Annotated in this window: 26 protein-coding genes and 4 pseudogenes; 16 read left to right on the top strand and 14 right to left on the bottom strand. The window is 70.4% G+C overall.

What is annotated here, in order from left to right; genetic code table 11:
* Positions 1-180: 180 nt before the first annotated feature.
* Positions 181-732 carry a hypothetical protein gene (locus OHT74_RS40285; RefSeq protein ID WP_443047666.1) on the bottom strand — a complete coding sequence of 184 codons (552 nt, stop codon included), beginning with the start codon at positions 730-732 and terminating at the stop codon, positions 181-183.
* A gap of 244 nt (positions 733-976) precedes the next feature.
* Between OHT74_RS40285 and OHT74_RS40280 the strand changes: the two genes are divergently transcribed.
* The 6 genes from OHT74_RS40280 to OHT74_RS40255 all read left to right on the top strand — a co-directional run bounded on the left by OHT74_RS40280 (position 977) and on the right by OHT74_RS40255 (position 5235).
* Positions 977-1537: a hemerythrin domain-containing protein gene (locus OHT74_RS40280; protein ID WP_266659380.1), complete on the top strand. Its 561-nt coding sequence runs from the start codon at positions 977-979 to the stop codon at positions 1535-1537.
* A gap of 209 nt (positions 1538-1746) precedes the next feature.
* Positions 1747-2265: a hypothetical protein gene (locus tag OHT74_RS40275; RefSeq protein ID WP_266659382.1), complete on the top strand. Its 519-nt coding sequence runs from the start codon at positions 1747-1749 to the stop codon at positions 2263-2265.
* A 551-nt stretch (positions 2266-2816) separates the two neighbouring features.
* The gene (locus tag OHT74_RS40270; RefSeq protein ID WP_266659386.1) at positions 2817-3650 is read left to right on the top strand and encodes a DUF1206 domain-containing protein; all 834 of its coding nucleotides are present in this window, start codon (positions 2817-2819) and stop codon (positions 3648-3650) included.
* A gap of 1026 nt (positions 3651-4676) precedes the next feature.
* Entirely contained in the window at positions 4677-4808 is a 132-nt protein-coding gene (locus OHT74_RS40265; protein WP_266659388.1) for a hypothetical protein, read from the top strand.
* Between the two features lie 17 nt (positions 4809-4825).
* On the top strand, positions 4826-4984 hold the full coding sequence (locus tag OHT74_RS40260) for a DUF6233 domain-containing protein (RefSeq protein ID WP_328623140.1): 159 nt from the start codon (positions 4826-4828) through the stop codon (positions 4982-4984).
* A gap of 23 nt (positions 4985-5007) precedes the next feature.
* The gene (locus tag OHT74_RS40255; RefSeq protein WP_328623139.1) at positions 5008-5235 is read left to right on the top strand and encodes a hypothetical protein; all 228 of its coding nucleotides are present in this window, start codon (positions 5008-5010) and stop codon (positions 5233-5235) included.
* A 79-nt stretch (positions 5236-5314) separates the two neighbouring features.
* Here OHT74_RS40255 and OHT74_RS40250 read toward each other — a convergent pair whose 3' ends face one another.
* Positions 5315-5518 carry a hypothetical protein gene (locus tag OHT74_RS40250; protein WP_328622765.1) on the bottom strand — a complete coding sequence of 68 codons (204 nt, stop codon included), beginning with the start codon at positions 5516-5518 and terminating at the stop codon, positions 5315-5317.
* A 259-nt stretch (positions 5519-5777) separates the two neighbouring features.
* On the opposite strand from OHT74_RS40250, the gene OHT74_RS40245 reads away from it, so the two are divergent.
* Positions 5778-6203, top strand: a complete 426-nt coding sequence (locus OHT74_RS40245; protein WP_328622764.1) for a hypothetical protein — start codon at positions 5778-5780, stop codon at positions 6201-6203.
* 1372 nt (positions 6204-7575) lie between these two features.
* A complete protein-coding gene (locus tag OHT74_RS40240) occupies positions 7576-7752 on the top strand; it encodes a hypothetical protein (RefSeq protein ID WP_266659394.1) in 177 nt (58 codons plus the stop codon).
* A gap of 156 nt (positions 7753-7908) precedes the next feature.
* Here OHT74_RS40240 and OHT74_RS40235 read toward each other — a convergent pair whose 3' ends face one another.
* The 5 genes and pseudogenes from OHT74_RS40235 to OHT74_RS40215 form a co-directional block, all read right to left on the bottom strand.
* Entirely contained in the window at positions 7909-8919 is a 1011-nt protein-coding gene (locus tag OHT74_RS40235; protein WP_328623138.1) for a glutathione S-transferase family protein, read from the bottom strand.
* A gap of 131 nt (positions 8920-9050) precedes the next feature.
* The gene (locus OHT74_RS40230) at positions 9051-9410 is read right to left on the bottom strand and encodes a CDGSH iron-sulfur domain-containing protein (RefSeq protein WP_328623493.1); all 360 of its coding nucleotides are present in this window, start codon (positions 9408-9410) and stop codon (positions 9051-9053) included.
* 43 nt (positions 9411-9453) lie between these two features.
* Positions 9454-9864, bottom strand: a complete 411-nt coding sequence (locus OHT74_RS40225; protein ID WP_328623137.1) for a methyltransferase — start codon at positions 9862-9864, stop codon at positions 9454-9456.
* A gap of 148 nt (positions 9865-10012) precedes the next feature.
* Positions 10013-10267: pseudogene (locus tag OHT74_RS40220) on the bottom strand (metallophosphoesterase); the annotation flags it as partial.
* A 279-nt stretch (positions 10268-10546) separates the two neighbouring features.
* A complete protein-coding gene (locus OHT74_RS40215; RefSeq protein ID WP_266659396.1) occupies positions 10547-10927 on the bottom strand; it encodes a hypothetical protein in 381 nt (126 codons plus the stop codon).
* 271 nt (positions 10928-11198) lie between these two features.
* Between OHT74_RS40215 and OHT74_RS40210 the strand changes: the two genes are divergently transcribed.
* A protein-coding gene (locus tag OHT74_RS40210) for an IS5 family transposase (protein ID WP_443047665.1) occupies positions 11199-12130 on the top strand; the annotation gives its coding sequence in 2 pieces (ribosomal slippage) (positions 11199-11576 and positions 11579-12130; 930 coding nt in all).
* A gap of 15 nt (positions 12131-12145) precedes the next feature.
* Here the strand turns inward: OHT74_RS40210 and OHT74_RS40205 are convergent.
* Positions 12146-12577 (bottom strand): RICIN domain-containing protein, encoded by a 432-nt coding sequence (locus tag OHT74_RS40205; RefSeq protein WP_328623136.1) that lies wholly within the window; start codon positions 12575-12577, stop codon positions 12146-12148.
* A 470-nt stretch (positions 12578-13047) separates the two neighbouring features.
* On the opposite strand from OHT74_RS40205, the gene OHT74_RS40200 reads away from it, so the two are divergent.
* The 3 genes and pseudogenes from OHT74_RS40200 (at position 13048) to OHT74_RS40190 (ending at position 15173) form a co-directional block, all read left to right on the top strand.
* Positions 13048-13335: a universal stress protein gene (locus OHT74_RS40200; protein ID WP_328623492.1), complete on the top strand. Its 288-nt coding sequence runs from the start codon at positions 13048-13050 to the stop codon at positions 13333-13335.
* 499 nt (positions 13336-13834) lie between these two features.
* Positions 13835-14037, top strand: a pseudogene (locus OHT74_RS40195) (DNA polymerase ligase N-terminal domain-containing protein); the annotation flags it as partial.
* A gap of 188 nt (positions 14038-14225) precedes the next feature.
* Positions 14226-15173, top strand: a complete 948-nt coding sequence (locus tag OHT74_RS40190) for an NmrA/HSCARG family protein (RefSeq protein ID WP_328623135.1) — start codon at positions 14226-14228, stop codon at positions 15171-15173.
* An 84-nt stretch (positions 15174-15257) separates the two neighbouring features.
* Here the strand turns inward: OHT74_RS40190 and OHT74_RS42330 are convergent.
* Positions 15258-15356: pseudogene (locus tag OHT74_RS42330) on the bottom strand (SDR family oxidoreductase); the annotation flags it as partial.
* A gap of 247 nt (positions 15357-15603) precedes the next feature.
* Positions 15604-15807, bottom strand: a complete 204-nt coding sequence (locus OHT74_RS40185) for a hypothetical protein (RefSeq protein WP_328623134.1) — start codon at positions 15805-15807, stop codon at positions 15604-15606.
* A 180-nt stretch (positions 15808-15987) separates the two neighbouring features.
* Between OHT74_RS40185 and OHT74_RS40180 the strand changes: the two genes are divergently transcribed.
* Entirely contained in the window at positions 15988-16533 is a 546-nt protein-coding gene (locus OHT74_RS40180; protein WP_328623491.1) for a hypothetical protein, read from the top strand.
* 196 nt (positions 16534-16729) lie between these two features.
* Here the strand turns inward: OHT74_RS40180 and OHT74_RS40175 are convergent, their stop codons facing one another.
* A complete protein-coding gene (locus tag OHT74_RS40175; protein WP_328623490.1) occupies positions 16730-17068 on the bottom strand; it encodes a PRC-barrel domain-containing protein in 339 nt (112 codons plus the stop codon).
* Between the two features lie 162 nt (positions 17069-17230).
* Here OHT74_RS40175 and OHT74_RS40170 point away from each other — a divergent pair, with 162 nt between their 5' ends.
* Positions 17231-17683 (top strand): DUF6479 family protein, encoded by a 453-nt coding sequence (locus tag OHT74_RS40170; RefSeq protein WP_328623133.1) that lies wholly within the window; start codon positions 17231-17233, stop codon positions 17681-17683.
* Between the two features lie 140 nt (positions 17684-17823).
* On the opposite strand, the gene OHT74_RS40165 is transcribed toward OHT74_RS40170, so the two are convergent.
* The 3 genes and pseudogenes from OHT74_RS40165 to OHT74_RS40155 all read right to left on the bottom strand — a co-directional run bounded on the left by OHT74_RS40165 (position 17824) and on the right by OHT74_RS40155 (position 19930).
* Positions 17824-18081, bottom strand: a complete 258-nt coding sequence (locus OHT74_RS40165; RefSeq protein WP_328623132.1) for a hypothetical protein — start codon at positions 18079-18081, stop codon at positions 17824-17826.
* Between the two features lie 244 nt (positions 18082-18325).
* Positions 18326-19281, bottom strand: a pseudogene (locus OHT74_RS40160) (TIGR03557 family F420-dependent LLM class oxidoreductase).
* Between the two features lie 202 nt (positions 19282-19483).
* The gene (locus OHT74_RS40155; RefSeq protein ID WP_328623131.1) at positions 19484-19930 is read right to left on the bottom strand and encodes an SRPBCC family protein; all 447 of its coding nucleotides are present in this window, start codon (positions 19928-19930) and stop codon (positions 19484-19486) included.
* Positions 19931-20178: 248 nt separating this feature from the next.
* On the opposite strand from OHT74_RS40155, the gene OHT74_RS40150 reads away from it, so the two are divergent.
* Both OHT74_RS40150 and OHT74_RS40145 read left to right on the top strand, forming a co-directional pair.
* Entirely contained in the window at positions 20179-20445 is a 267-nt protein-coding gene (locus OHT74_RS40150; protein WP_328623130.1) for a hypothetical protein, read from the top strand.
* A gap of 662 nt (positions 20446-21107) precedes the next feature.
* The gene (locus OHT74_RS40145) at positions 21108-21392 is read left to right on the top strand and encodes an isoamylase early set domain-containing protein (RefSeq protein ID WP_328623129.1); all 285 of its coding nucleotides are present in this window, start codon (positions 21108-21110) and stop codon (positions 21390-21392) included.
* Positions 21393-21776: the final 384 nt, after the last annotated feature.

Raw genomic sequence — 21776 nt, 5'->3', positions numbered from 1 at the left:
GAGCCTGCCGCCCTTCCTGTTCTGCCTGCCCCGCCCTCGGCACCTCACTCGCGCAGGGGAGACCGACATGGGCGGCGGCGCCGCTCAGTGGGCCCGTGAGGCCAGACCTGATCAACCGTGCTCGACCGTGACCACTACCGGGCGCTGCGCCGGCCGGGCGAGTCCTGGGGGTATGCCCCCTTAGCGGCGGAATCGCCCTTGGTTAGGCTGGGACGCCGAGACCGGCCTCGGGGCCCAAGGTCGTGCAAGCCCTGGTCGCCGGAGCCCATGCGCTGCTTCTCCGCGCGCTTGCCCCGGCTCTTCACCGGCATGCTGTGGGGGTCGCCCGCCTCGCTGACGCAGCCCCGAGCCGTGAAACGCCTCGATGTTGCCGGAGGCCGACCACACCGCGACGACCAGGCCCACGATCGCCACCAATGATTCAACGCCGACGTCGCCCTGCAGCTGCTGCACCGCGTTGGCGATCACGTCCCGAGCCTTGACCACGAAGAGCGAGTTCTCGTCGGGGGCGATCGGCTCCACCAGGTTCTTGTGGCGGCCGGCGAGGGCGGTCCCCAGGGTTTCGCCGTGGTGAGTGCGCCACTCCCCAAAATTGCCTTTCGCGTAGACGACGGGCGACTCACTGGCGCGGGCGCGCTTCAACAGCGTCGTGATCCTGGGAAGTGCCTCTCGGACGGACGGGACCAGGGTCTCGGCGTCCTCGTATGCGTACGTATTGATCGTGTCGATCACGATGAGCGCCGTACGAGGCATGGGAGGCGCCGGAGCGGGCTGGCCGCCCGCTCCGCGCGGCGCGGGACCGGTGCGGCGCGGGGTCGGCGCGGGGCGGAGCAGGGGAGCCATTCGGACCGGCGAGGGTCTCCGATCGGATGGGGATGCGTCGGGGCTGGCTCTCATGCCCCGCTGTGGGGGGATCACTGTTGACCGGGCGGGATGAACCCGGTCCTGACAGCAACCAGTGAGAGGCGGATGGGTGATGGGACATGGCGGGAATGTGCTCGAGGAGCTGATGGCGGACCACCGGGAGGTCGAGGAGATCTTCGCCCGGATCCAGGCCATGACCGGTGGGGGGCAGGAACTGCGGGACCTGGTCGACGAGGTCACCATCGAGCTGGTGCGGCACTCGGTCGCCGAGGAGCAGTACCTGTATCCGGCGGCCCGCGAGCACCTCGAGGGCGGTGACCGTATGGCGGACAAGGAGATCGAGGACCACGGCCGGGTCGAGAAGATCCTCAAGCAGCTGGAGAAGATGAAGACCGACGATCCGCAGATGAGCCCGCTGCTGCAGCAGCTCATGGAGGAGGTCGCCGCCCACGTCCAGGACGAGGAGAACAATCTCTTCCCGATGATGCGGCGTACCTGCTCTGCCGAGACGCTCGATGGTCTCGGGGACAAGGTGCGGCGGGCCAAGGCCATGGCTCCGACCCGCCCGCACCCCTCCGCGCCCGCCACCCCGCCGGCGAACAAACTCCTCGCGCCGGGTGTCGGTCTGGTCGACCGCGCCCGCGACTTCGTCACCGGCCGCGGAAAGTCCTGACCGGTCCGGCAGCCGGGATCAGCGGCGTGAGGCGGCCGCGCGCATGCGGCCGCCCCACGCACCCCCAGTCGGCGGCATGAGGCAGGTCACGTCTCAGGGCGCGTCGGCGGCCTACACTGGGCGGTCACGAGCGGGGCAGAGCGGCTCCGTACAGACAGCTCCCCCGGTCAGCAGCCTGGGTGAGCTCGTTCCCAAAGGACCGATCGCCCGTGCCCGCCGACCTGACTGCGCTCATAGCCGCCTCTGCCCGCTGGCTTACGACGGCCTACCAGCCCCCGACGGGCGCACTCAGCCGCGCGCTGGCAGAGGCCCAGGCCCGCCAGGCCACCGCGCTTGCGGCAGCCCTGTGCTATCCGACCAGCATGGACGTCCAGTTGCTCCACCTCCTCGCCCCCAGCGGATCTCACCGGCTGGACTGGCTCACCGGATGCGAACCGCACCCCGAAGACACCGACACCGCCTGGCGCACCTGGGTGGATGAAACCGTCGTCAGCTGGGCAGCCTGCCTCCTGGCCGAGCCCGCCCTGGCCACACGCGCCCACCAGGCCCTGGCCGCCACCGAGCACCACGCCGAAACCGGCAGCCTGCAACGCCTGACACACCCCAGCGCCCTCGACAGCGAAGCCGCCGCCTTGCTGCGCCACCCCGACCTCCTCGAAGGCATCGCCGTGCTCCACCGGCCCCAGCTCCTGCAACGGCTGAACCTTCATGGCGCCGAACTACCCTAATCCCCCACACCGGTAGAAATGCGATACGGATGCCGCTGCTGGGGGGCGGCGCTGCGCCGCGAGGAGCAGATCGCCGTCCATCGCTGCAGCGCCCGCGCCGCCGGTCGTGGATGGCTTCGGGCCGGATGCCCGCGGCGAGGGCCGCCTGCCAGACCGCGCCATTGGCGGCGAGGTGCTCGTAGAACGCCGTCCACGGCACGTCGGTGGCGGCGTGTGCGGATTCCGGGCTACTGCGGGTGGCAGCGGCCTGGTGCATGGCAGCAGCGAAGCCGCCATCGCGTCGGCGACGCTGATAGACGGCCGCGGTTGTGATGCCGACCTCGGCCGCAGCCTTCGTCGTCGCCATGCCGGCCCCCGGCCCTCCATGCAGCCCGGACTGAGCCTGCACGGCCCCGAGGAAGGCCCCGCTGGCTGCCCAACGGCACAGCACGTAAGAATCCTGCCGCGCGGAGGCACGGTGTGTATCCGTCCATTCCCCGAAGGGCGGGGACTCTGCGACCGCGGCCGTGTGGGTGGGGTATGAAGCAGGGGCGCGGGGGTAGTCGCGGGGCATGACGGCTGGCGAAACGGCGCGTGAGGGTGTGGAAGCCGCTTCCAAGGGCGGCGCGGGTCGGGCCGTGATGGCCCGCTGCGGGCTGGTGGCGCGCGGCCTGCTGTACGTGATCATCGGTGTGCTGGCGGTGCGCGTGGCGTTCGGTGAGAGCGCGGGCGGGGAGGAAGCTGACCGTACGGGCGCGTTGCAAGAGCTCGTGGAGAAGCCCTTCGGCGGCGTCCTCGTGTGGGCCGTCGGCATCGGCCTGGCCTCTATGACGCTGTGGCGCCTGTCGGAGGCTGTCCTGGGCGCGGCCGGTCCCGACGGGGACAAGGCCGGCAAGCGACTGGCCGCGGCGGCCCGGGCCGCGTTCTACGGGGTCGTCGCGTTCTCCGTGCTGTCCTTCGCCGCCGGCTCCGGCGGCGGGCAGTCCGGCGACGAGCAGTCGCGTGATGTGACGGGCCGGGCGCTCGACGTGCCCGGCGGCCCGTGGTGGGTGGCGGCGGCCGGGGTGGGGATCGCCGTCGGTGGTGTCGTGATCGCCGTGCAGGCGGCGCGGCGCACCTTCCGCAAGCACCTCGCGATGGACCGGCAGCCCGAGGGGGTCCGCACTGCGGTCGAGGTCCTCGGCGTGGTGGGCGGTGTGGCGCGCGGCGCCGTCTTCGCCTCGGCCGGCGCCTTCCTCGTGCACGCCGCGGTGAGCTATGACCCGGCGAAGGCGAAGGGCGTCGACGACACCCTGCGCACGTTCACCCAGACCCCGGCGGGCCCGTGGCTCCTCGCGGCGGTCGCCGCCGGGCTCGTACTGTTCGGGCTCTTCTCCTGGACTATGGCCTGCTGGCGCCGGGTCTGACCCGCCAACGGGACGCCGGGCCAGGGCCGAACCCCACTCCGCCGCGCAGCCGCTCATCGGATTGGGGGCGTTGATCGGCTTGACGGATCCTTTCGAGCAGGAGGGACTCGCGGCCATTGCGGACCCAGGTCGGTGAAGGCTCGGGCGAAGTCGCACGCCCGGGTGATGTCCGGGCAGCCGAGCCGGACTTCGAAGAGGCGTTCTTCCTGCTGGTCGGTGAGGATCTCGCGGGGTCTCATGCCGAGAAGTCCCAGCCCGTATCCGGTCTGCTGTGCCGGCCCGGCTGCGCACTGGTGAGCCGGTGGCATCCGGGGTCCACCCCTGCCTGCCGAATGCCGATGCTGCGGCTCCGATCGCAAGTCGCGTAAGCGCAGCAGCTCTTAACGTCTCCTCAGAACTCCTGCGCGGAAAGTGTTTGGGGGAAGACGGCCGGGATACACGCGTGGTTACCGGAAGCTACCGCCTTCAGGTGGGGACCTTCCGGAGCGGGCCTCAGCCGCACGGCGCCCCTCCCCCGGCGCCATGCGGCCGGCCCGCCCGCACGACGGGCTGCCGCCCGGATCCGTACGGAACCCGGACGCCCCGGGTTCCCGGCCCCTCCCCGCCGGGAACCCGGGACCGCCCGGCCAACCCCCGACGACGGCGCTCGTACCGCCGCCCCCGGGCAATGGACCCGACGGCAGCAGCCCGGCACACCCACCGCACAGACGCGTCAGCCCCGTCGACTCTGCTGACCATCGCGCCCCGTCGCCGCAGGCCGCTGGCCGCCGGCAGCCGGCAGCCGGCAGCAGCTGTCGCCAGCCGGGAGGCGGAACAGGTGCTGGTGCTGGGACCTGACCAGGCCCGGTGAGCGAGTCAAGGATGAAGGCGGAGGCGTGGAAAAGGCACACGAGGAGAGCATCGATCAGGACGCCGAGGCCGCGCCCAGCCCCCAGGTCCGCCGTCATGGCGCCGCACGCGACCTGTAGAAACCGCTGGAGTTGGAGTGTGTTGCGTTCCTGCCGGACCTCGTTGGTCCTCTTTGTCATGGCTCTGCGAATCGTGGTCACGTACCTGCGGGCCGAGCTGGGCCGGGTCGAGCGGGCACTGAGCACCGGGGAGGAGCGGGAGGCCCTCGCCGCGCGCCGACGCCGCCGCCCGAGCCGCCCGAGTGGCTGATCGAGCGCGGCATCGGCGTGGGGCGGCTGCCGGTCCGTGTACGTGCCGGGGAATGCTGGGATGCACGAAAGCGCTGCGCACCTATGAGCCGCGCAGAGGCGTGCCGGGCCCTCGCCGAGGGAGTACCCAGCTGCCCGCACGGCCGGCCCGATGCCGCCCTCGGCGTGCTCGCGTGACCAGGGCGCGGCAGGGTGGAGGGATGAGCCCCGCCGTGCGCGTGATCGTCTACCCGCCGGACGCCCAGGGCGGGCGCCGCGTCCGCTGCGACGGCGAGATCCTCGGGCGCGCCCTGAGCCCAGGCGGCCTCCTCGAGCTCCTGCGGCGGGTCGGCCTGGACCCCGACGACGTCCACCTGGACGATGCGCTGCTGATCGAGTGGCGCGGCGGCGGGCCTACGGTGTGGAGCCCGGATCTCGGCGAGGAGTGAACGCGGCAGTGCGGGCCGCCTCCCGGCGAAGGTAGCGGACCGCACTGCCGCGCTGGTCAGCGGCGCCTGCCGCGAGGATCTAGGCCTCGGCTGCCGAACGCAGGCTCATCACGTAGGTCTGGGCGTCGCCCTCGAACAGCGTCACCTGCTCAGCGCCACCGTCGAGAAGCTCCTTCCACACCTCACCGATCCACACCTCGGCATCCCCCTGCGTAGTGAACTCCTCCGGCTCAACCGCAGGCGCCGTATCCGTGCCGTAGGCCGCCTCTTCACCCTGCGCCACCGGCGAGGAGTGAACATTCCGGGATTCGGTCCGGCATGCACGGCCGCCGCTGCGGCCGTCCGCACCGACCATCTATCAAGATCGACTCTTGGCGTCAAGCCACGTATTCGAGTGGCGTGACGCACACCCTCCCGCAGGGTTTATTTGAAGTACGCCCTCACCGGGGAAACCCACCGGAGAACAGCAGGCCGAAGAATTTCCCCGGCCTATTCCGCGGGGCGGCTCACAAACCCTTATTCATGCCGAATGGAGAATTCCAATGTTCGAGCGTTTCCCGACCCGTCGTATTGTTCTGGCCGGAGCTTCCCTGGCACTGGTCGGCGGCGGCATCGCCCTCCCCGCGACCGCCATGGCCGCACCCACCGCCGCCCCGCAGCAGGCCGTCAGCCTCCTCCAGGACGACAGCGCCGACGGAATTGGCACCGGCGGCGACGCCAACGCCGAGAACACCACCGTTGGCGGCGAGGCCACCGGCGGCAACGCCAACTCCGGCGTCGGCAACTGTGAGGGCGGCTGCGAGGTCACCACCGGCAACGCCACCGGCGGCAACGCCAGCGCCGACGCCATCAACACCGGCGACGCCACCGCCGTAGGCGGCGACGGCACCGGCACGGGCGGCCAGGTGAACAAGCAGACCATCAAGGACCAGCTCAAGGACGAACTCAAGGCAAAGCTCGGCAAGTGAGACCCCACAACCCATAGCGCCCCGGGAACACTCCCCGGGGAGCCCCCCCGACACAGCACACACGCATACGCCGGAGCGGCCCACCACCTCTCCGGCGTCCGCATGCCCAGCCGCGACTCCCCCACACGCCAACGTGCTCAAAACCGATGACTTCGCCGCCCGCCGCCCCCAGCCTCGAAGAACACGAGTCCGTCCACCAGATCACAGCGCGGCGCCGACCTTCGAGGCTGACGGGGATGCGTCAGGCCTCGTCTCGTCGAGGGACTGGGAGGAACACGCAAGCCTCGACGGCACATGTGTACAGGCCCGCAGGTCACCGTGGGCGACACCGCGACTACGGCTCCCACTCGTCTCGAAGGTCTCCTCATAGGCGCTGCGCACGCAGCCGGTCGGTCTGCTTCGCCAAGTCGGTGCCTTTTTGCGCCGGTCGTAGACGGCCTCGGGCCGGATAGCCGCGGTATGAGTGGCGGCGCCGGCGGCTTCCGGGGGATGCTGCAGGTGACGGCGGCCCGGTCTATGGCATCAGCGAAGCCGGCATCACGGCGGCGGCACAGGGTAGACCGTCGCGATGGTGATGCCGACCTCGGCCGCGGCCTCGTCGTCGCCTTCCCGGCCCGCAGACACTCAGGGAACTGACGGCGGCGCTCCGGCGTGAACCGGGAGCAACGGCGCTTCGCGCGCTTGGTGGTGGCGTCGGCCGCCGCGTCGCGTGCGGCGGCGAACGTCGGCTGCTCGCCGCTCCGGGTGTTGGCCTGTCCGCCGCCGTCGAAGAGGATCTGGGAGCGCAGGCCGGGTGGGGCGCCCAGGGCCAGGAGCCTCACGTAATCGGCGCAGCAGACGATGCTCACCGCCTCGACACCGTCCGGGTGCACTCCCGCCAATGCGAGTGCCGGTCCCTATCGGTCCGGGCCGGGCGCACCACCTCACGGACCGCGACCCCCACGATCCTCCGCCACCGCTGGACTGCCTCACCCGTCCTCAGCCGGGGCCAGCACGGCGGACCGGATGTGGGCCGGGAGCTTCTCGGGCATGAGCGCACCGTAGGACCGCGCCCACTCCGCCGGCCCTCCCGACACACCACTCCACAGGCAGACCCGAGCGGCGATCACCACCGTGTGGCGCATCGTGCCCTGACACCCGTCCGACGACCGCTCACCCGGCGGCCGCAGCCGACCCGCCCCCTACCGTGAGCACCTGGGCGAACCCCGGGCCGAGGACCTCGCCGTCCCTTTTCATGCCGGGACGGGCGCGGTCGACCGGCGACGGTGTCGGCTCCCCCGAGCTCGACGGCGATCGCCCGGGCTCCGCCGCGGCTCGCCCCGGACGTGGCCACCGCAGCGAGCGCCTCGGTAGGGGCCGGACGATCGAAGAGGTGAGTGGTGCGGCGGGCGAGGGCAAGGGTCCGGACGTCGTCGCGATGGTCCTCAAGGACCACTGCAGCATGGAGGAACCGTTCCCCCGCATGCGGAGCGTCGAGGCCGACCGGGAGGGAGCCAGGGAGAAGTTCGCGGCCCGGTTCATCGCGCACGGCGAGGGCCCGGGAGGCTGACGTCTACCCAGCTCAACGGGGCCAGGGAGACCGTCCCCGTCGAGCGCAGGCCAGCCTGGGCACCGTGTTCCTACCGGACCGCGAGAAGCAGCTGGCCTCCGACTGCGGCAGCATCGAGAACGTACGCGAGCCGGTCGGCGGGCGGCAGGGGTCGGTTCAGGCGACGAGCGGGGTGTGGCCGGCCGGTACCGCTTCCCCGGGAGCGACCGGCCCGGGGGCGGTACCGGCGCCGAACGGCCGTCCGCCCAGGGCGGCGCGGCCGTGCGGCGCGAGCCAGCCCGCCAGGTCGGGGCCGGCCGGCACGATTCCCGTGGGGTTGATGTCGGTGTGCACCAGGTAGTAGTGCCGCTTGATGTGGTCGAAGTCGACGGTGTCACCGAAGCCGGGTGTCTGGAACAGGTCCCGCGCGTACGCCCAGAGGACCGGCAGCTCGGTGAGCTTGTGCCGGTTGCATTTGAAGTGGCCGTGGTAGACCGCGTCGAAGCGGACGAGCGTGGTGAACAGCCTGACGTCCGCTTCGGTGATGGTGTCGCCGACGAGGTAGCGGGACCGTTCGAGCCGGACGGTCAGCCAGTCCAGCCGGGCGAACAGCCGCGCGTATGCCTCGGCGTAAGCCTCCTGACTGCCGGCGAACCCGGCTTGGTAGACGGCGTTGTTGACGTCTGGGTAGACCACCTCGTTCACAGCGTCGATGTGCGGCCGCAGCGCGGGCGGGTAGAGGGTGGGCGCCCCGGGGCGGTGGTACGGCGTCCACTCCAGGGACATGTCGAGCGTGATCCGCGGGAAGTCGTTGGTCACGACCTTCCCGCTCGGGACGTCGACGATGGCCGGCACCGTGATGCCGCGGTCGTAGCCGGGGTCGCGCGCCAGGTAGGCCTCCTGGAGCCGCTCGATGCCGAGGACCGGGTCACGCCCGCCGGGTTCGAGGTCGAAGCTCCAGCTGCGGTCGTCGTGCACGGGCCCGGCGACGGCCATGGGGAGGGCCTGCTCCAGGCCGAGCAGCCGCCGTACGATCACGGCCCGGCTCGCCCAAGGACAGGCCCGGCTGACCACCAGGCGGTAGCGGCCGGGCTCCACCGGGTAGCCGTCGCGCCCGTCGGCGGTGATCCGGGTCGTGATGTACCGGCTGTCACGGGAGTACCCCTTGCCGGGGCTTACATAGCTCACCCCCGCCATCTACCCGCGTTCGGCGAGTGAACCCGCCCCCGATGTTCAGGCCGAAGGCGGCGGAACTCGTCGGGCCGGATCGGGGACGGGTTCGTCCTCATGAGCCGCGCGCACTTCGCACAGCCTGCTCGTCACGCGCCGCCAAGTCTCCGAAAACGTCCCCTGCGACGACGACGTTGACGAGCACGTGGCGGCCGTACGGGCCTACGTGTACGCGGCTTCGAAGCGGTGTACGTCGGGCAGAGCGGCCCTGGGAACGAACCGCTCCTCGCGGCGGACCACGAGAAGGGTGCTGCCCGCCCTGAGCTGATCTCCCCCGGCGCAGGCGTGCCCCGTTGGCGGGGGCGGGGGCTGGTGTCGCACCAGGGGTAGGTGCGGCAGCAGGTGCACACGGCGACCATGAAACGGTCGGAGCGGGCGACCGTGCCGTCCTCCAGGACGATCTCCACCGGCCCCTCGTTCAGGACCGGGCCCCGCGCCTCGACCGTCACCCGGCGGGCGGGGCAAGCCGTCGACGCGGACGCGGGAGGACGGTCAGGCACGCTGGGCACGGATGATCACCAACTCTTCCCACTCGGAGATCTCGCCGGCCAGGCCCCGGCTCTCCAGCCAGGCACGACACCCACGCAGCACCGGCCCCCACCGCACGGAGGCCCGCAGGACGACCCTCGCGGAGAGCGCGGCCCGCTCCAGGCGCCGCACCGTCGTCCGCGGGCCGCACATCGCGGAGTGCACCATGAGCAGCACGCCGCCGGGCCGCAGCATCGCGTCGGCCGTCGCGCAGACCCTGTCGGTGATCAGACGTCCCGTCGGACCGGTGTCCCCTGCGCGTTCGGCTCCGCCCGTCGACAGCAGGGTGTCCGGGGAGAGGACGTAGGGAGGGTTGGCGAGGACGAGGTCGAACCGCCGCCCCCGGGTGCGGGAGGCGAAGTCCCCGTAGAGCACGCGCAGGGGCAGCCGGGCCGCAGGGCGTTCACGAATGTGACTGCGACAGCGCGCCACGAGACGTCGACCGCGGTGACCCGGGCTACCGGGGGCGGGGTTGTGGCCGGAGCGTCCGTCCGGCGGCCGTTGCGGTACGGGGCAGTCCGGCTCACCTCCCGTCCGCAGCGGACCCGCGCGCCGCGGGCACCTGTCCGTTCGGGGTGACGTGGTATATGGCGAAGGCCCGGTCGATGACGGGCATGGCGACGTTGCGGACCCGGATCCCGCCGGCCGTCATGCCGTGTTCGGTGCCGAGGTGGGCGTGCCCGTGAACAGCCAGGTCGGCGCCCTCCTCGTCCGTCGCCTCCGCGAGCAGGTAACTGCCGAGGAAGGGGTAGATCTCGCGCGGCTCGCCCGCCAGGGATCGTCCCCGCGCTGCTGGACCGCTACCTCGCCCGCACCGGGTACGAATCCCAGCAGACCGAGGAGCCCAAGAAGCCGCACCGGCCGCACAATCTCTAGCACCCCCTCGACGACACCGGCGGCCACGACTTCGGCGCCCACGGTTCCTTCGACGCCCGTTCCCACGGCCGTGCCCCGCAGCTCCGGCTCTCGCAGCTGAGACAACGACCGTCAGCTGCGCGCCGTCGGCATCCGGCGCCGCATGCCGCTGCGCTTTCGCCCCTGAACGGAGCGGGTGGGATCACGCGGAGCGGATCAGCAGGTCGGTCTCCTTCTCCTGGTCTCCCGCAACCGTTCCCGTCCCGTCGACCACGAAGGCGCCCGCGAGGGCGGCCACGACCCGGTCCACCGCGCGGGGGCTGCCTTGCAGCCCCACACGAACGGTTCCGTTCAACCGGATGGGATCCGCTGTCCGGGGCACCTCCGCGGCGTCAACGGTCGTGCTCCACACGGTGGCCTTCGCGCCCGGCCCCGGCTCTCGGGCCGGGCGCGCCGCCGGCGAAGCCGGGAAGGCACGCTCCAGTACGTCCACGAGGACGTGGGCGGCTTCCTCCGAGCACTCGGTGGCTGTGACCAGGACTTCTGCTGAGGACTGCCGCGGTGCGCCGCCGTCACTGGTCATCGCTTGCCGCCTTCCTCGTCCGCCCCTTCGGCTACTGCCTGTTCATCGTAGAGCGATCCCACATATCGTGCTTCTTCGCTGCCATAGGCCACCGCGCCGGCCCCGCGCGGCCACGCCGCAGCCCGGTCGGCGTGCCATCGCCGCGGGTCTCCTCGTCATTACTCTTCATCGCGCCTGCGTACCTATCACCCTCGCGGCACCGCCGCCGTCGGCACTAGGACTTGTCCGGGCGATCATGTGACTGCTCTGTGCCCGGGTCGTTGATGTCGACATGGGGCGGGGTGATCTGAGTGATGCCGAGTGGGAACGGTTGCGGCCGTTCCTGCCGGTCAGCAACAGGCGTTGTGGCAGGTGGCGGGACCACCGGCAGGTGATCGACGGCATTCTGCACCGGGCCCGGACCGGCGTGCAGTGGCGCGACCTGCCCCAACGGTTCGGACCGTGGAAGACGGTCTATGAACGGCACCGGCAGTGGTCGGCTGACGGAACCTGGGAACGCCTGCTCCAGCAGGTCCAGGCCGAGGCCGATGCAGCGGGAGAGATCGACTGGGACATCTCCGTCGACTCCGCGATCGTGCGGGCTCATCAGCACGCGGCCGGTGCCCGCACCGATCCGCCGCCGGCTCCCGCTTCAAAGGGGGACGTGTCGGCAGAACACCAGGACGAGACGCCGTGGCAGAGCATCCACGCCCGCCTGGTGGAGGTGGTGCTGGAGGTGAGGGTCTGGGCCGTTCGCGTGGCGGGTTCACCGCCAAGCTCCACCTGAGCGCGGACGGCCGCTGCCGCCCGCTGTCCCTGGTCGTCACACCAGGTCAGCGGGCGGACCGCACCCAGTTCAAGCTGGTGCTGGAGAAGATCCGCGTCCCCCGGCTCGGGCCGGGCAGGCCCCGCAAGAAGCCGGACAGCCTCGCCGCGGACAAGGCCTACAGCAACGGGCCCTGCCGCGACTACCTGCGACGACGCGCTATCCGGCACACCGTCCCGGAGAAGACCGACAGCCAGGCCGCCCGCCGGCGCAAAGGCTCACACGGCGGACGGCCACCGGGCTTCGACGAAGAGCGGTACAGGAAACGCAACACCGTCGAACGAGCCATCAACAGACTCAAGCAGCACCGAGCCGTGGCCACCCGCCACGACAAGCGCTGCTACGTCGACCTAGGTACCGCAACCGCCGCAGCCCTCGTCGTCTGGCTCCGCACGTGACCGGCCAAACAGGTCCTAGCCCAGGCGGAAGTGCTGGTTGGGCTTGTTCTCGTCAGCCCACTGAACGAGCTTGTCGCCGTTGGCCGTGCCGGCGGCGAGCACGGACAGCAGCTTGCCGCTGTGGCGTGCCTCCAACGAGAAGTAGTAGTAGTCGTCCCGCTGGATGAGCTTCCACTCCTGGTTCTGCTTGCCCTGGACGTAGTCCCACTGGACCACCTGGGCACCGTCCGCCGTGTCTTCAGCGAGTACGGACAGGCACTTGTTGCTGTGGGTCGCGCGGACGAGGTAGTAGCCGCCCGTCGTTGCTTCGAGATTCCAGATTTGGTTCTTCTTTCCCTGGACGTAGTCCCATTGCACGACCTCGGCACCGTTGGCGGTGCTCTCTGCGAGGACGGATGCGAGCTTGTCGCTGTGGCGAGCTACCAGGGTGGCGGTAAAGATGGCCATGGTTCTCCTCGAATCATCCGATGTGGCAGTTACATCGCCTTTGGTAGCAGTGGCGTTTGCTGTGCCCTATGCAGACCACTCTGAATGGCTGGTCAAACGCCTATCAACGGCCCAGAACCGCCCTTGGACTTCAAGCGCCAGTGCGAGCCACGCCCCCAATCCGGGCAGAAATCCGAACACAACGGCTCAATCGCTCTGTCTCGTGGGACGAGCGGTACAAGAAACGCAACCACTTCGAACGAGCGATCAACCGCTTGAAGGAGCACCGGGCGGTCGCCACTCCGCTTGCGGCAGCCCTCGTCATCTGGCTACGACCCTGATCGCCCGGACAAGTCCTAGGAGCCGGTGCATGTGTGCGGGTGGCAGGTTGGTTGGCGTCGCCGGCTGCGGTGATCGGGACAGATTAGGCAGGAAGGTCCCCAGCGTTTGGGGGGTCGGGCTTTGCTCTAGGGGGCCTTGACCATGTTGCGATTGTCAGTCGACCACGGCATACGACCGGCTACTCCTCACGGTGGGCAGGGCGAGCAAGCTGCTGCCGATACCGGCGCGGCGAAGGCGCGCATCGGGCATCGGCCGGTGCGAAGCTGTTGGTCGTGGGCAGCGGGAGGCTGGGCGGGTTCGCCGGCCTGCTCCCGGGCTCGGTCAGCCAGCAGTACGCCGCGCATGCCGCATGCCAGGTCGTCATCGTCCGGCGGGACACGACCAGCGATGACGACACCACCGACCGTGCCCGGCCGGCGCTACCGCCTATCCCCTGACGATCAACGGGAGAAGCCATGACGCATCCGAAGACCGGTCCGCCTACCCATAACGTCCCGCAGCTTCCTTCCGATCCGGATCCGGCGCCTCCCACCCGCCCGTGGCCCAGTGATCCCCAGGCACAGCGCCCGGCACCCGAACCCGGCCCGGAGCCTGAGCCGACACCGGGTCCAGCGCAACCTCCGCCCCTCCAGGATGCCGCCGCACCGGGCACCCCACCGAACGACCCCGTACCGCCCACCCCCACTCCGGCGCCGGGCCCGGGCCCTGGCCCCCACCCCGGGCCGCTGCCCGGCCCCGTACCCGCTCCGGGCGGGCCGGACCCGGTGCCCCCTGCACCGCCGCAGCCGGAACCCGATCCTCAGCCGCCGCCGGCACCGCGGCCCGAGCCGCACCCTCAGCCGGGGCCCCTTCCCGGGCCCGCCCCGGCACCGGAACCAGTCACGTGAGGGCGGTGGACCGAACTCCCTGTCCCCCTTGCGCATCCTGGAGGCGGCCATGCCCGCCACGAACGATCTCGTGGAGTACCGGCGCCGGCGTGACTTCTCGAAGACCAAGGAGGCCAAGGGCAACGCACCGGTACCGCCCGTGATCCGGACGAGCGGCCCTTGTTCGTGGTGCAGGTCCACGACGCGACCGCTCTGCACTTCGACTTCCGGCTGGAGGTGGATGGCGTACTGAAGTCCCGGGCGGTACCGAAGGACCGCGGGCGGCTTGCGTTGCGCGCCTTCCCGCGCCCGCACCCCCCATGCCGGCCGGCCAGGGAAGGTGCGCCCATCCGGGCGGGGTCGGCGTGTATCGCCGGTCGGGGTCGACCCCCATGGACATAGTTTTCGCAGCGGAATGTGCCTGGCCGGGCACCGAAGGAAACAGGAAGTGAGTGCCGCCGATGACCGAGCAGCGAACCGTCACCGTCTTCGGCGCGACGGGGCACCAGGGAGGCTCACTCGTACGAGCGATCCTCGCGGACCGGGACAGCGGATTCGTGGTCCGCGCTGTGACCCGTCGGCCGGACTCGGACCGGGGCAAGGAGCTGGAACGGCTCGGGGCAGAGGTGGTCCAGGCCGATCTGGATGACGAGGAGAGCCTGGTCACGGCACTCGAGGGCACGTACGGGGCGTACCTGGTGACCAATTTCTGGGAAGACATGGACGCGGCGCACGAGAAGGCCCAGGCGGCGGCCCTGTCCCGGGCGGCGTCGCAGGCGGGTGTGCAGCACGCCATCTGGTCCACCCTGGAGGACACCCGCGAGTGCATCCCGCTGGAGGACGACCGGATGCCCACGCTGCAAGGCTCGTACAAGGTCCCGCACTTCGACGGCAAGGCCGAAGCCGACCAGTACTTCACCGACGACGGCGTACCAACCACCTTCCTGCGCACCACCTTCTACTGGGAGAACCTGTTCGGGGCGTTCGCCCCGCAGCGCGGCGAGGACGGCACCTTCGAGCTGAACTTCCCTATGGGCGACAGCAGACTCTCCGGCATCGCCGTCGACGACATCGGGAAGACGGCGCTCTCCATCCTCAAGCGCGGCACCGACTTCATCCCCGCCACCGTCAGCATCGCGGGCGAACACCTGTCCGTCGCCGACATGGCCGCGGCCCTCTCGGAGTCACTCGGGGAGCCCGTCCGCTACCGCCCCCTGGCGCCGGACGCGTTCCGCGGGCTGGGCTTCCCGGGCGCCGACGAGGCCGGCAACATGTTCCAGTTCTACGCCGACTGCGAGGCCCGCTTCACCGGCGCCCGGGACCTCGACGCCGTCCGCGCCCTCAACCCGGCCCTCCAAGACTTCTCCACCTGGCTCGCCGCACACCGGGACAAGTTCCACTGGAGCTGAGGGCTGCGAGCACCGTCGGGTGTGCAGGTGGGCCGTTGAGGCTTCCTGTCCGTCGGCGGGTCGTCGTTGCATCAGTAAGGATCATGCCGCGCGCTGGGAGCACAGGAACGGTCCCACGAGGTCCACGTCCAGGACCGGGCGGAGCCGGTCGAGGCCGATGTCGAGAAGCGGCTCGTCGGTGCCGGGGGGAGTCCGGCGGGGGGGCGCGGCGCATCGGGTACACGATGATGACCGAGCAGGCCGGCCCCCGGGAGCCGGTCGAGCACGTGGTCGGCGCGGAAAGGGCCGGTACGGCCCGGCCTGCTGCCACACCACTTCGCCGTCCTCCAGGAGAGGCCCGCCGTTGCGCTGATGCCGCGCCGCAAGCCAGGCGCCGTGCCCGGGCGCCGGGCCGCCGGGGCCGCCCGCACCCCGGCCCGCCGGCTCGGGCTCAGGCCCGGTCATCGGTGGCAGGGTCGTCCACGGCCAGGAGCGTCAGCAGTACGTACCCGCGTACTGCCTGCCAGTACGGGCAGACCCGTCCGCCTGGTGCAGCAAGGGCTGGAGCTCCGTCGCCCGCCACCCCGGCAAGGCTGACCGCGAGGCCGTAGCCCGCAGGCGTGTCCGTGGTGCCGAGCTGCACTTCGCAGGCCACGCGCCCGGCGGAGGCACCCGCTCGGACTCGGCGGCGAGCTCCGCGAGCGCGGAGGTGAAGCAGGCGGCGAAACCGGCCGCGAACAGCTGCTCGGGGTCGGTGATGCCGGGCACCTTCTTGCGTCGTACGTAACCGGGTACGGCACATCTCGTCCGGGGCCTTGGAGCCGGCCGCCGGAAAATCCAGCCAACCTCCTCGTACTCGGATGTCGACCCGGCCGACCTCACGGGCCTGTTCGTGCCCGGTGGCCACGCCGCGGGCATGCGGACGCCACTCGAGAACGCCACCGCCCAGCAGCTGTTCGCCCGGGTCATCGCCCAGGGGCTGCCGGTGGGGGCCGCCTGCCACGGCGTGCTGCTCGCCGCCCGGGCCAAGGATCCCGCCACCGGGCGCTCGGTCCTCCACGGCCGGCGGACGACGGCCCTGACGTCCCTGCTGGAGTTGACCGGATGGAACCTGACCCGGTTCTGGCTGGGGCGCTACTACCGGACGTACCGCACCACCGTGCAGCAGGAGGTCACCGCGGCGCTCGCCGATCCGAGCCACTTCCTCGCCGGCCCGCCGCTGCCCATCCGCGACACCTCCGCCCGGCCCGGACGCGGCTTCACCGTCAAGGACGGCAACTACGTCCCCGCGCGGTGGCCCGGTGACTGCCACCGCCTGGCGGCGGAGTACCTGGGCCTCGTCCGTGCCCATGCGGCGGGAGCGGTGCACCGCTCGGGTTGAGTCCGGCCGCATCGCGCCGGCGGGCGACCGAAGACCATCTCCGAACGCAGGTGCCCGGCAGGCGGGCCGTCATTCAGTCCTTCAGCGGTTGACGAGTGCGTAAGGACGGCCCCTTCCGCGGCTGGGCGGGCCGCCCGGCCTGAGTTCTCCGTGGGCGGCGAAGCCTCGGCCGGGCAGCCACGAAGGGGGTTCGCCGCTACATGTGCGGCTGGCGGTAGTACCGGGCGAACTGTTCGAGGTAGGTGGGTTCGCCCGCGTGCTTGGCCTCGTCGAACTCGGGAGCCTCCTTGATCAGATCCTTCGTCCGGTCGACGTAGACCGTCTCCTCGGCGATGTCGATCAGCCTGATCGTCCCGGCGGGCAGCAGGACGTGCTTGCCGAAGATCCACACACCGGTGTCGACGACCAGGTACGAGGCGCCGACCTCTTCGGAATGATTGCTGATCTTCCCGATGCTGCCGTCGGTGGCCTCGACTTTGTATCCGATCAGATCGACACCTTCCCGATAGCCCGTATTCGGGCGGTATCCCCAGATATCGAACTAGCTCACAGCCAGACCTCTCTCCGGTTAGTGACAGATTGCGGAGAATCTGCCGAATTTCACCGGACGTGAAACGGAAGTCCAGAACTCCCACCCGGCTGCCTGCCCTCTCCTCGCGTACCTGCTGGGGACAGTCCGAGCGCGCCTCTGCTGTCAGTGCCCGACGGGGCGGTCCGGGCAGGTGCGTCACTGCCCGTGTGGTTGGCTCGCTCAGACGCCAGGATTGCCACCTGCCCAGCTCGTCGGCCACAGGTCGCGTCGCCGCACCGTTCGAGGTCCTTGGCGTTACGGTCCCCTGCATCGGGGAAGGCGCTGGGAAGCAACGAAGACGACGGAAAGGCGAAACCCATGCTGGACTCAGTCGCTCTTCTCGGCATCGGCGTGATCGTCACCGCCTTGCTGATCTGCGCCGTGTGGTGGGGCATCAGGCGGCGCGCCGCCGAGCCGCCTCCGGGAAGTACCGCCACGCCGCGCGACCCAGTACGTGACGTGCACCGGCCAGAGGCCGACGGCACCGAGTTCCCCGCCGACGGCAGTCGTCGTACGGCCCATGAGTTGAAAGGGTACGGGAATCTCGGTACCCGCGGCACGGGAGACGATCAGCGATGAAGACCTGACCGGCACCCGGACCTGCAGGTGCTCACCGCCGAAGGGTGGGCTGCCCTGCAGGGGCAGCTTGGCGGCCGCCGCGGGACACTGCGCGGCGGCCGGCGAGGCGGTGGGATCAGGGCGCGGTTCGCGCAGAGTCCTCAGCCGGCGAGGGCGACGAGCCTTCGGTATTCCAGTTGGTCCGTCCGTCTGGCCGTGAGGTGGACGTGAACGTCCGCAAGGTAATCCTTCAGGGTGGTGTAGGCGGCCGTGTAGGCCTCTTCCTCACCTCCGGCATCCGCCGGCATCCAGAAGACCAGCAGCTGTTCGTGCATGCGCTCCCCTTCGGGGGTGGCGAAGAACAACTCGTGGGCGACCAGGCGCGCCTCGTCCGCGCAGGGCCTGAACCAGTTCGTCATGGGTCAGATTGCTCTCCACCTCCACCACGAGCACATTCGGTTCCGCGAGGCGGAAGATCACGGTGTTGATCTCCCGCGTCCCCTTCATGTGAAGGAGGGCATCAAGGCAGCCTTTCGAAAGACCGATTTGGATGCTCACAGAAACCTTACTTCGCTCATGGCCGGAGCCTGTGGATCAATGCGGTTATGCAGCGAGCAGTTCCGGGCTCCGAACCGACGGCACGCGTGTCCAGGAGCTGTCACCTCATCTGGTGAGCGCGGGCAGCACCTTGTCGCGGTAGCCCGCGAAGAACGCTTCGGCTTCACAGCCGATCTGCCCGATGTACACCTCTTCGAAGCCCGCGTCCACGTAGGCGCGTACGGCCGCCACGTGCTCCTCGACGTCGTCACCGCAGGGGATGTTCTCGGACACCTGGCGGCGGGTGACGAGGCGGCTCGACTGTTCGAAGTGCGCGGGGGTCGGCAGGATCTGGTTCAGCTCACCGGGCAGCTGTTCTGTGGGCCACAGCCGGTGCGCGGTGTCCACGGCCTTCTCCCGGTCCGCGCCCCATCACACCTTGAGGCCCCCGATCACCGGCTTGCCTTCGCCTCCCGCGGCCCGGAACCGCCCCATGGCCTCCTCATCGGGGCCCATGAGGACGAACCCGTCCCCGATCCGCCCCGCGAGCTCCGCCGCCTTTGGCCCAAAGGCCGACACAAGGATGGGAAGCCGGCCGTGGGGAGCCGTGTACAAGCGGGCGTTCTCCACCGTGTAACGCCGCCCGCGGTGGCTCACCTGGCCGCCGGTGAAGAGCTCCCGCATCACTTCGACGGCTTCCTCCAGCATCTCGGCGCGCTCCGCGAAGGGCGGCCAGCGGTCGCCGAGGACATGTTCGTTGAGCGCCTCGCCGGTCCCCACGCCCAGCGCGAACCTGCCGTCGAGCAGCCTGCTCGAGGTGGCCGCGGCCTGGGCCGTGATCGCGGGATGCAGGCGCATCGTGGGACGGGTGACCAGGGTGGTCACGGGCAGGTGCACGGCCTGCGACAGGGCTCCGATCATGGACCAGACCGGCGGGCTGTTGCCCTGTGCATCGTTCCAGGGTGGAAGTGATCGGAGATCGCCAGGCGGGTGAACCAGGTGTCGGCGGCGCGGCGCGCCTGTTCCAGGAGCTGGCCGGGAGCGAATTCCTCGCAGGCCAGGAAGTAGCCGTATGACGTCATCGGTCTCGTGCCTCCGGGATGAGGAGAACGGCCTCCGCGTCGGCGCGTGCCCCTGGCCCCGCCGGACAAACATCGCGACAGGGTCCCCGGCCGACTGCCGCCAGGCGCAGGGGGGCAGTAGTTGGCCCCACTGCGGCAGCACATCGACGCCGCCGACGAGTTGGTCCACCGGGGGGTCAACAACAGCGTCCGGGGAGGGGGGTCAGACGATTCCGCGCCACGATCCCGTCGCCGTGCCGCGGTCCTCGATGAAGTGCTTGAACCGCTTCAGGTCACCCTTGACCTGCCGGTCGACGAAGCCGAACTTGTCACCGATGTTCTCCGCCATCCCGTCCGGGTCGAAGTCCATCATCAGCGTCACCTCTGTATGGGCCGGATCGATCGGCCGGAACGTGACCAGCCCCGACTGCTCCGTCTCGCCCACCGTCACCCAGGCCACCTTCTGGTCCGGGACCTGCTCGGTGATCTCGGCATCGAACTCCCGCTCCACTCCGGCGATCTTCGTCACCCAGTGCGTCATCGTGTCCGTACGCTGCTCGATCCTCTCCACACCGTCCATGAACTCCGGGAACGACTCGAACTGCGTCCACTGGTTGTAGGCCGTCGTCACCGGCACAGCAACCTCGATCGATTCCTTCACCTGCGACATCAGAAGAGTCCCTTCACGCCTACGGGGTCCGCCGGCGATGGCTGGCGACTGTCGGTTCATCCCTCCCCGGTCCCACGCGCCTGCCCTGCTTCACCAGGCCCACACCACCCACTCGGTACCACCCGCATCGGCATGTGCCCCGGCCCCTTGTCGGCCGGCCAAGGGCTTCGGCCGTGCGCTGGTGGACCCAAACCGTCATGAAGGGGCCCCCGATGGTGCGACGGGGACCCCTCACTCACTCTGGATGCATGGGGTCGATCATCGTGCTGTTCGAACTGGAACCGGACCAGGCCATCGGACCGGACGGCGTGGAGCCGGTCGTACGCAGGGTCCACGCCGCGGGCGCGGACCCCGACGCGCCCGAAGACCCACTCCCGCAGACCCTCTGCGGTCTGGACACCGACGCGATGGAGCACTCCCATTACCGGCCGACCGGCCCGAGCGAGCCTTGGTATCCCCTCGCACTCCACGAGCAGCGGTGCCAGCGGTGCGAGGCAGGGCTCCGCACCCTGTGAAAGCCGGGACGCGGCCCCGTCGCGGCCGGGAGGCCTGACCGCGCCCCGGTATCAACCCCCTACCCGAATACAGCCCTGGCACCGGCTGCAACAGCAGCAGGTCCCGCAGGCGGCCCGCACCGCTGATGCGAGCTCAAGCCCGTCTCCGGAGCCGTTGACGGGACCGGCACCGGACCGGGCTGAGGACCGGGTCCGGGGCTCGGGGCCGGGTGGGACCGGGCGGAACCAGATCGATGGGAGGGGAGCCATGAAGCCATTGCCCTCCGTCGGAAAGGCCGCGGCGCGGGCCTACCGGGGTGGTGGCAGGGGTTCAGGCAGCGGCTCCGGACCGGGGACGGGCCTGGGTATAGGCCTCGGTGTGTGGGGATCGCCGGGGAAGGGGTGCGTGGGAGGTACGGGGCCCGGCTCCGAGGGGAGCGGACGGGTCGGTGCGGCAGTCTGTGTGTGCTCGTCGATGGAAGTGTTCGTCATGGTGCATCCGGTTGTCCTGGATGGCTCTCTCACTCGGCTCCTGCCCGCTCTCATCCGGCCGAAGCCCTGTTGACCGTGACCCTCCGGTCCGACGCTGCGCCGCCCGAGTGCCCGTCCGCCGTGTCGCCGGGGGGCAGGACCGGCCTCGGTACAGGATGTGGCGACGTTTCCCGACCTGCAGGAGCCGTCCCGTGCTCGAACGAAAGCGCCGCAAAGGCAGCAAGGCCCACACGGAGATCACCTTCATCCTGCCTATGGGCACCCCGCCGGGACCGGTCAGCGTCGTGGGCGACTTCAACGGCTGGCAGCCGGGCACGCACGAGCTGCAGCCACGCGAGGACGGCACGCGGGCCGTCACCGTCGCCCTCCCGCGTGACCGCACGCATGCGTTCCGCTACCTGGCGGCCGGTGACTACTGGGTCAACGACGAGGGCGCCGACGCACTCGACGGCCCCAACGGTCTCCTCCGTACCTGACGGACTGCAGCCACCCACCCGCGCACCGCCTTCGGGAGCGCCCACGACTGGCGCGGAAAGGTCTCCCGGGCGCGCACCAACAGATGGAATCGACTCGTGCCGACGTCGCGTCACGCATCATTCGGCGCACGGTTCCGGCCGGGCCGCACGGTCGATCACTTCCTGTCGCAACTCAACACCGTCTGTCACCGCGGAACGAGGACCAAGCCCGGCGCGCCGGTGCGCCGAGGTGGGCGGGAACCGCGTGAGGGATATCGATCGGTGAAATGCGGGCCTTGAATAGGAGGAGCTGACGGGTCCGACTCCTGTCGTCCGGGGCAAGTTCGGGTCGAAGATCCACTTGATCACCGCGCGGACCGGTCTGCCCCTGTCCGTCAGGGATCT

Source organism: Streptomyces sp. NBC_00354 (assembly GCF_036106915.1).
Taxonomy (GTDB): domain Bacteria; phylum Actinomycetota; class Actinomycetes; order Streptomycetales; family Streptomycetaceae; genus Streptomyces.
Note: the sequence above shows the minus strand (reverse complement) of the source record. Positions and strands in the feature narration are given on the sequence as shown.

Bases quoted from the DNA above. Each gene is read 5' to 3' on its own strand.
- OHT74_RS40270 (WP_266659386.1), top strand. From the start codon at position 2,817: ATGACGGCTGGCGAAACGGCGCGTGAGGGTGTGGAAGCCGCTTCCAAG.
- OHT74_RS40165 (WP_328623132.1), bottom strand. From the start codon at position 18,081: ATGACGAACTGGTTCAGGCCCTGCGCGGACGAGGCGCGCCTGGTCGCC.
- OHT74_RS40265 (WP_266659388.1), top strand. From the start codon at position 4,677: ATGGCTCTGCGAATCGTGGTCACGTACCTGCGGGCCGAGCTGGGCCGG.
- OHT74_RS40215 (WP_266659396.1), bottom strand. From the start codon at position 10,927: ATGACCAGTGACGGCGGCGCACCGCGGCAGTCCTCAGCAGAAGTCCTG.
- OHT74_RS40150 (WP_328623130.1), top strand. From the start codon at position 20,179: ATGGGGTCGATCATCGTGCTGTTCGAACTGGAACCGGACCAGGCCATC.
- OHT74_RS40190 (WP_328623135.1), top strand. From the start codon at position 14,226: ATGACCGAGCAGCGAACCGTCACCGTCTTCGGCGCGACGGGGCACCAG.
- OHT74_RS40155 (WP_328623131.1), bottom strand. From the start codon at position 19,930: ATGTCGCAGGTGAAGGAATCGATCGAGGTTGCTGTGCCGGTGACGACG.
- OHT74_RS40245 (WP_328622764.1), top strand. From the start codon at position 5,778: ATGTTCGAGCGTTTCCCGACCCGTCGTATTGTTCTGGCCGGAGCTTCC.
- OHT74_RS40205 (WP_328623136.1), bottom strand. From the start codon at position 12,577: ATGGCCATCTTTACCGCCACCCTGGTAGCTCGCCACAGCGACAAGCTC.
- OHT74_RS40255 (WP_328623139.1), top strand. From the start codon at position 5,008: ATGAGCCCCGCCGTGCGCGTGATCGTCTACCCGCCGGACGCCCAGGGC.
- OHT74_RS40280 (WP_266659380.1), top strand. From the start codon at position 977: ATGGGACATGGCGGGAATGTGCTCGAGGAGCTGATGGCGGACCACCGG.